The sequence below is a fragment of the Sphingomonas sp. FW306-1B-B10E genome (assembly GCF_058782005.1).
Genome location: NZ_JBYSXG010000001.1, coordinates 185,172 through 192,774, shown reverse-complemented (window position 1 = coordinate 192,774; position 7,603 = coordinate 185,172). Strand labels below are relative to the sequence as shown.

7 protein-coding genes are annotated in these 7,603 nt (G+C 66.8%); 3 read left to right on the top strand and 4 right to left on the bottom strand.

The genetic code is table 11. From position 1 onward, the window contains the following. Positions 1 to 50: 50 nt before the first annotated feature. The gene (locus AC3WJI_RS00965) at positions 51 to 1,343 is read left to right on the top strand and encodes a homoserine dehydrogenase (protein ID WP_492755354.1); all 1,293 of its coding nucleotides are present in this window, start codon (positions 51 to 53) and stop codon (positions 1,341 to 1,343) included. A gap of 113 nt (positions 1,344 to 1,456) precedes the next feature. Here AC3WJI_RS00965 and AC3WJI_RS00960 read toward each other — a convergent pair whose 3' ends face one another. Continuing rightward, complete coding sequence (locus tag AC3WJI_RS00960) at positions 1,457 to 1,801, bottom strand: hypothetical protein (RefSeq protein WP_492755353.1); 345 nt, start codon at positions 1,799 to 1,801, stop codon at positions 1,457 to 1,459. A gap of 142 nt (positions 1,802 to 1,943) precedes the next feature. Here AC3WJI_RS00960 and glpX point away from each other — a divergent pair, with 142 nt between their 5' ends. Then, positions 1,944 to 2,912, top strand: a complete 969-nt coding sequence (gene glpX, locus AC3WJI_RS00955; RefSeq protein ID WP_492755352.1) for a class II fructose-bisphosphatase — start codon at positions 1,944 to 1,946, stop codon at positions 2,910 to 2,912. Between the two features lie 282 nt (positions 2,913 to 3,194). Beyond that, the gene (locus AC3WJI_RS00950) at positions 3,195 to 5,048 is read left to right on the top strand and encodes a CocE/NonD family hydrolase (protein ID WP_492755351.1); all 1,854 of its coding nucleotides are present in this window, start codon (positions 3,195 to 3,197) and stop codon (positions 5,046 to 5,048) included. A gap of 174 nt (positions 5,049 to 5,222) precedes the next feature. Here AC3WJI_RS00950 and AC3WJI_RS00945 read toward each other — a convergent pair whose 3' ends face one another. The 3 genes from AC3WJI_RS00945 to AC3WJI_RS00935 form a co-directional block, all read right to left on the bottom strand. Next, positions 5,223 to 5,474, bottom strand: coding sequence for a GNAT family N-acetyltransferase (locus AC3WJI_RS00945; RefSeq protein WP_492755350.1), 252 nt, complete (start codon positions 5,472 to 5,474; stop codon positions 5,223 to 5,225). Between the two features lie 379 nt (positions 5,475 to 5,853). Beyond that, entirely contained in the window at positions 5,854 to 6,624 is a 771-nt protein-coding gene (locus AC3WJI_RS00940) for an ABC transporter permease (RefSeq protein ID WP_492755349.1), read from the bottom strand. Further along, positions 6,621 to 7,571, bottom strand: a complete 951-nt coding sequence (locus AC3WJI_RS00935; protein ID WP_492755348.1) for an ABC transporter ATP-binding protein — start codon at positions 7,569 to 7,571, stop codon at positions 6,621 to 6,623. The genes AC3WJI_RS00940 and AC3WJI_RS00935 overlap by 4 nt, the downstream gene beginning before the upstream one ends. Positions 7,572 to 7,603 lie beyond the last annotated feature (32 nt).

Genomic DNA, 7,603 nt, shown 5'->3' with positions numbered 1-7,603 from the left:
CCCCCAACCCCTCCCCTGAAGGGGAGGGGCTTTTTCATGCCGAGGATTGAATGACCGAACCGCTTCGTATCGCACTTGCCGGCCTGGGAACCGTGGGCGCGGGGGTGATTCGTCTGCTCGACGCGAACGGCGCGCTCATCGCCCGGCGTGCGGGGCGGCCGATCGAGGTCGTCGCGGTCTCGGCACGCGACCGCACCAAGGACCGCGGCGTCGACATCACGCGCTTCGACTGGATCGACGACCCCGCCGAGCTGGCGCGGCACCCCCAGGCCGATGTCGTGGTCGAACTGGTCGGCGGCTCCGACGGCCCCGCGCTCGCGCTCGCCCGCGGCACGCTCGCTGCCGGCAAGAGCCTGGTCACCGCCAACAAGGCAATGATCGCGCATCACGGGCTCGAGCTCGCGCGCGTTGCCGAGGCCGCCAATCTCGCGCTCAAGTTCGAGGCCGCGGTAGCGGGCGGAGTCCCCGTGATCAAGGGGCTGCGCGAAGGCGCCGCCGCCAACGAGATCGCCCGCGTCTACGGCATCCTCAACGGCACCTGCAATTTCATCCTCTCCAAGATGGAAGCCGAGGGTCGCGACTTTGCCGAGATCCTCAGCGAGGCGCAGGCACTGGGCTATGCCGAGGCGGATCCCAGCTTCGACATCGACGGCGTCGACGCCGCGCACAAGCTCTCGATCCTGGCCAGCGTCGCGTTCGGCGCGCAGCCGGCATTCGATGACGTCGCGATCACCGGCGTCCGCCACGTCATCGCCGCCGACATCGCCGAGGCGGCGGCGCTCGGTTACCGAATCCGCCTGCTCGGCGTCGCCGATGCCGGCCCGCACGGGCTTTTCCAGCGCGTCCATCCGCACCTCGTTCCCTTGAGCCACCCGCTCGCACACGTCCTCGGCTCGACCAACGCCGTCGTCGCCGAGGGCAATTTCGTCGGCCGGCTGCTGTTCCAGGGCGCCGGCGCGGGCGACGGCCCGACCGCGAGCGCGGTCGTCGCCGACCTGATCGACATCGCCCGCGGCGAGTTCGGCCCGCCCTACGCGATGCCCGCGGATGCACTCGCCAAACAGATCGCCGCCGACAGCGGCGAGCGCAGGGCGCGCGCCTATGTCCGGCTGACCGTCGCGGACAAGGTCGGGGTGCTCGCCGAGATCGCCGCGGCGATGCGCGATGCCGGGGTGTCGATCGAGAGCCTGATCCAGCGCGGCGCCCAGCCCGACGGCAGCGTCCTCGTCGCGATCGTCACCCATGAAGGCCCCGAACGCAGCGTCGCCCAGGCGCTGGAAAAGCTGCGCGGCTCGCAGAGCCTCGTCGGCGAACCGATGTGGATGCACATTCTGGGGGAGTAAAACCCGCCGCCTCCACCCGTTCGTGCTGAGCTTGTCGAAGCACGGCTCTCCCCAAGCAGATCGCTCGCGGCGCGCCGCCCTTCGACAAGCTCAGGGCGAACCGGGGGGAAGGATCACGGCGCCAGTTCGCGCTTGACCCATTTGAGCCCGCGGCCGCCGCCCGCCGAGACGCTGACTCCCACCGACCCGCAATGCGCAGTGAAGGCGCCCTTGCCGCATTCGGGCTCGGTCCGCCCGCCCACCAGCCGCGCGACGCGCTGGTCAGGCAATTCCTGGCGCGACGGCGGCACGAACGGCACGCGGTAGCGATCGGCATCGCGGAGCGCGCAGATCACGACCTCGTCCGAATCCGCCGCAGCCTTGCACTGGACGTCGCCCGCGGTCCTGGCGCGATATTCGGCGATCGCCGCGGCCACCGCGGGCGCCTCCTGCGCAAGCAACAAAAGGGGCAGCAGCATCCACGGATCCTTTCGCTTGCGACGAAGCGAGGCTGGCGCACGGTTGTAGCAGAATTACGAAAGGCCTGACAGCGCTAGCAGCCTCGACAGTGCAACATCGGGCCCCTATCGCGACCGCAACATGTAAGGGGATTACCAGCCGATGACGACCGCCAGCACCGTTCTCGATCGTGTCCTCGTGCTCGAGATGGTGCGCGTCACCGAGGCCGCGGCGATCGCCGCCTCCAGCCTGGTCGGGCGCGGCGACGAGAAGGCGGCTGACCATGTCGCGGTCGAGGCGATGCGCGAGGCGCTCAACTCGCTCTACATGGACGGCACCGTGGTGATCGGCGAGGGCGAGCGCGACGAGGCACCGATGCTCTATATCGGCGAGAAGGTCGGCAGCGCGATCGGCAAGGGCCCCAAGATCGACATCGCGCTCGATCCGCTCGAGGGCACGACGATCTGCGCTAAGGCCGGCCCCAATGCGCTCGCGGTGCTCGCGGTCGCCGAGCATGGCGGGCTGCTCAATGCCCCCGACGTCTATATGGACAAGATCGCGGTCGGACCCGGCTATCCCGACGGCGTGATCGACCTCGCCAAGTCGCCGAGCGACAATGTGCGCGCGCTCGCCGCAGCGAAGGGCGTCGCGCCCAACGAGATCATCGTCTGTGTGCTCGATCGCCCGCGCCACGAGAAGATGATCGCCGAGCTCCGCGCGCTGGGCTGCGGCATCGTGCTGATCGGCGACGGCGACGTCGCGGGGGTGATCGCCACCACCAACCCGGACACCACGATCGACATCTATATGGGCTCGGGCGGCGCCCCCGAGGGCGTGCTCGCCTGCGCGGCTTTGCGTTGCGTCGGCGGCCAGTTCAAGGGCCGGCTGGTGTTCCGCAACGACGACGAGCGCGCCCGCGCGCGCAAATGGGGGATCGAGGATCTCGACAAGATCTACGACCTCACCGAGCTTGCCCGCGGCGACTGCATCTTCGCGGCGACCGGGGTGACCGACGGCTCGCTGCTCGAAGGCGTCAAGCGCGTTCGCGGCAAGATGACCACCGAGAGCGTGGTGATGCGCGCCAGCTCGGGCACCGTGCGCTGGGTCAAGGGCGAGCACCGGCTGGGCTGAGCGGCGACGCATAGTGCTCCTGCGAAAGCAGGAGCCCAGGGTAGTGCAGTACTCCGTCATCCTGGGCTCCTGCTTTCGCAGGAGCACTGGAGGTCCGGTGTTCGCCGGGATGACGATGATATCCCCACCCCGTTCGCCCTGAGCTTGTCGAAGGGCCGTTCTTCTCTTCCACAGCGGGAGAAGAAAGGACGGTGCTTCGACAAGCTCAGCACGAACGGAGGGAGACGCTTGCCCCTTCATCCCTAGCGCCTTACCCCTCCCGGCATCATTCGGGAGGACGGCATGCGCAGGTTGGGTTTCGTGGCTCTGGCGGCGCTTGCCGTCCCGCTCTCCGCTGCGCCCGCACGCCAGCAAGCAACCGCCCCCGCCGACTCCCCCTTCACCTACGAAGAGATTTTGGTGCCGATGCGCGACGGCGCCAAGCTGCAGACCGTGATCCTCCGCCCGCGCGGCCAGGCCGGCAAGCTGCCGATCCTGCTTCAGCGCACGCCGTACGGCGTCCCCGGCCAGGCACCCGCGAGCGTCCCCGCCTCGATGCGCTTCCTGATGCAGGACGGGTATATCCTCGTCTTTCAGAACATGCGCGGCCAGTTCAAATCGGACGGCGACTTCAACATGTCGATGGCGCTCGACGCCAAGGGCGCGAAGGGCGTCGACGAGGCCACCGACGCCTATGACACGGTCGACTGGCTGGTGAAGAACGTCGCGGACAACAACGGCAAGGTCGGCATGTTCGGCGTTTCCTATCCAGGCTACGCCTCGGCGGTAGCGCTCGCCCGCCCGCACCCGGCGCTCAAGGCGGTCAGCCCGCAGGCAGCGTGGAACGACTGGTGGATCAACGACGATCTTCACCGCTACGGCGCGATGCGGCTGTCCTACGCGACCGACTGGCTGTTCAGCCTCCAGAATAACGATCAGGGCAACGACTTCGACTATGGCGGCAAGGCCCCGGTCGACAGCTACGACTGGTTCCTCAAGCTGGGCCCCGTAGCCAATCTCGACAAGCTCTACTTCAAGGGCTCGGTGCCGCAGCTCACCGCGATGATCGAGCATCCCGATTATGACGCTTTCTGGAAGGGCCAGCGCTGGACCGAACGGCTTGGCCGCACCACCGTGCCGACGCTCCACGTCGCCGGTTTCTGGGACCAGGAAGATCCGCTCGGCACTTGGAAGATCTACGAGAAGATGGAAGCGCAGGACCCCGACCATCTCAACATGATCGTCGCCGGCCCCTGGGCGCACGGCACCTGGCACACCAATGCCAGCGATGTCGGCTATCTCAAGTTCGGCAAGGACAGCGGCGTCGATTTCATGCGCGACATCGAGGCGCCGTTCTTCGCTTATTGGCTCCATGGCAAGGGGACCAAGCCGACCGGCGAGGCGCGGATGTTCCAGAGCGGCTCGTGGGAATGGAAAAGCTACGCCAAATGGCCCGCGCCGGGCGCGACGCTGACCAACCTTTATCTGCAGGCCGACGGCACGCTCTCCTTCACCCCGCCCGCCGAGCCGGGCCAGTGCCGCGAGTACGTCTCCGACCCCGCCAATCCGGTGCCCTTCCGCGAGCGCCCGATCTCGCGCACCTATCCCTCGCTCGAATGGCGCTGGTGGGAGGCGGCCGACCAGCGCTTCGCCGATCACCGCCCCGACGTGCTGAGCTATACCAGTGCGCCGCTCGACACCGACCTCACCGTGACCGGCGAAATCGCGGCGAAGCTGATGGCCTCGACCTCGGGCACCGACAGCGACTTCGTCGTCAAGCTGATCGACGTGCTTCCCGACGATTACGAGCCCGCGCGCGGCGGTGCGCTGGGCGAATATCCGCGCACGATGAACGGCTATCAGTTCCCGATCGCGATGGAGATCCGCCGCGGTCGCTACCTGCGGAGCTTCGAGAAGGCGACGCCGCTGACGCCCAACCAAGTGGTTGCCTGGGACGTGCCGCTGCGCAGCCACGACCATGTCTTCAAGAAGGGCCACCGCATCATGGTCCAGGTCCAGTCGAGCTGGTTCCCGGTAATAGACCGCAACCCACAGAAGTTTGTGCCGAATATCTACAAGGCGGCGCCCGAGGACTTCGTCAAGGCGACCCAGCGGGTGTGCGGCGGATCGCTGGTCGCGCTGCCGGTGATGCGCTAATCGCGCGCGGCAAAGTTTAGAAAGTTGCGGTCCTGGCGCGGGTCCGCAACTTTGCCGCCCAAGACGCGCGGCGGGGACGCCGCCGGGCGCGCAATCGCGGCGTTGACGGAGAACCAGCTGGCGCATCGGCCAGGGTAGATCAGACCAAATCCTACATTGGAAGAGGGCGCGCGGTCAGCTTGGGAGAACCGCGCCGAGCATCAGGTACGCGCCGTCGCCATAGGACGGGTCGACCGTCCGCGGAACGTAAGCAAAGCCCTGGGCGGTCCAGTATCGATCGGCGCCGCCGACCGCCATCAGCGCGATGTCGGACAGGCCGAGCGCACGCGCCTGCGCCCTGACGAAGTCGAGCGCCGCCTTGCCCGCCCCGCTCCCGCGCGCGGCGGGCAACAAAGCGATGTCGTGGAGATAATAGGGCGTCTGCATCGGGCGGGATCGCGCCGAGCATCGCGCCCAGCTTGGGCGGGTCTTCGCGATGCCAGGGGTGGCTGATCAGATAGCCGACGACGGCGCCACCCTGTTCGAACACGCGGCAGCCTTCGGAATATAGCGCCAGCCGCTCGGCATAGACCGCCATCGGTTCGGTAAAGCGGCCATGCACCGCGTCCGAGATCGCCGAGACCGCGGGGAGATCGCCTTCGCGCATCGGCCGCCAGGCGCCGGTCAACAAAATGTGCCCTGTTCCCCGGCGAAGGCCGGGGCCCAGTTGCAACTGCTCTCCAGGACAGCACGCGCTCTCGACTTCGTCGATACTGGGCCCCGGCCTCCGCCGGGGAACAAGCGGGTTCTGGCCAACGGGAGATCCCTAGTTCTTCAGCCGGTACCCCGTCCGGAAGATCGCGACGATCAGCCCGAGGCACAGCACCAGGAACAGCCCCGTCACCCCGAGGCTCCACCCCACGCTGACGTCGCCCGCGCCGAAGAAGCTCCAGCGAAAGCCGCTCACCAGATACACGACCGGATTGAACAGGCTCACCGTGTGCCAGGGCTCCGGGAGCATGTCGATCGAGTAGAAGGCGCCGCCCAGGAAGGTCAGCGGCGTCACTAGCAAGGCCGGCACGATGTTCAATTGCTCGAAGCCCTTGGCCCAGATGCCGATGATGAAGCCGAACATGCTGAACGTCACTGAGGTCAGCATTAAGAACGCCAGCATCGCCGCCGGGTGGTCGATCCGCAGCGGCACGAAGAAGGCCGAGGTGACCAGAATGATCAGCCCGATCACGATCGACTTGGTCGCCGCCGCACCGACGAAACCGATCACCATCTCGACCGCGGAGATCGGCGCCGACAGCAGTTCGAACACCGTGCCGGTGAATTTCGGGAAATAGATGCCGATCGAGGCATTGGCGATGCTCTGGGTGAGCAGCGACAGCATGATCAGCCCGGGCACGAGGAAGCTGCCGTAATTGACGTCGCCGATCGACTGGATCCGGCTGCCGATCGCCCCGCCGAACACGATGAAATAGAGCGACGTGGTGATCACCGGCGTCGCGACGCTCTGCCACAGCGTGCGCAGCGTGCGCGCCATCTCGAACTTGTAGATCGCCCAGATGCCGTGGAAATTGACGCCGGTCATGCCGCGGCTCCTTCGTTCGACGCGTGCTTGGTTTCGACAAGGTCGACGAAGATATCCTCGAGGCTCGACTTGCTAGTGTCGAGATCCTTGAACGCGATCCCCAGCTCGGAGAGCTTGCGAAGCAGCGACGGAATGCCGGTGCGCTCGGCCTGTGCGTCGAACACGTAGCGCAGGCGGTGTCCCTCATCCTCGAGGCTGAGATGCCATTCGTCGAGCTCGGCGGGCACCGCGGTCATCGGCTCGACCAAAGCGATGTCCATCTCGCGCTTGCCGAGCTTCTTCATCAGCGCGGCCTTTTCCTCGACGAGCAGCAGCTGGCCCTTGTTGATCACGCCCACCCGGTCGGCCATTTCCTCGGCCTCCTCGATATAGTGCGTGGTGAGGATGATCGTGGTGCCGCGCTCGCGCAGCTTGCCGATCATCTTCCACATGTCGCGGCGGAGCGACACGTCGACCCCCGCGGTGGGCTCGTCGAGGAAGAGCACGTCGGGCTCGTGGCTGAGCGCCTTGGCGATCATCACGCGGCGCTTCATGCCCCCGGACAATTCCATGATCTTGGCGTCGCGCTTGTCCCACAGCGACAGGTCCTTGAGCACCTGGTCGAGATGCGCCTGGTCGGGCTTCTTGCCGAACAGCCCGCGCGAGAAGCGCAAGGTCGAACCCACGCTCGAGAACATGTCGACCGCGATCTCCTGCGGCACCAGCCCGATCCGGCTGCGCGCCTCGCGCGGATGGGTGATCGCGTCATGCCCGTCGACGAGGATCGTGCCGCTGCTCGGCGTGACGATCCCGCAGATGATACTGATCAGCGTGGTCTTGCCCGCGCCGTTCGGCCCGAGAAGTGCGAAGATCTCGCCGCGGCGGATTTCGAGATCGACATGGTCGAGCGCCTTGTGGCCCGACCCATAGGTCTTGCTGACCTGGGAAACCGACAGGATGGATTGCATTCGGGATGGCCCCCGGAAACGGAACGGAGCCG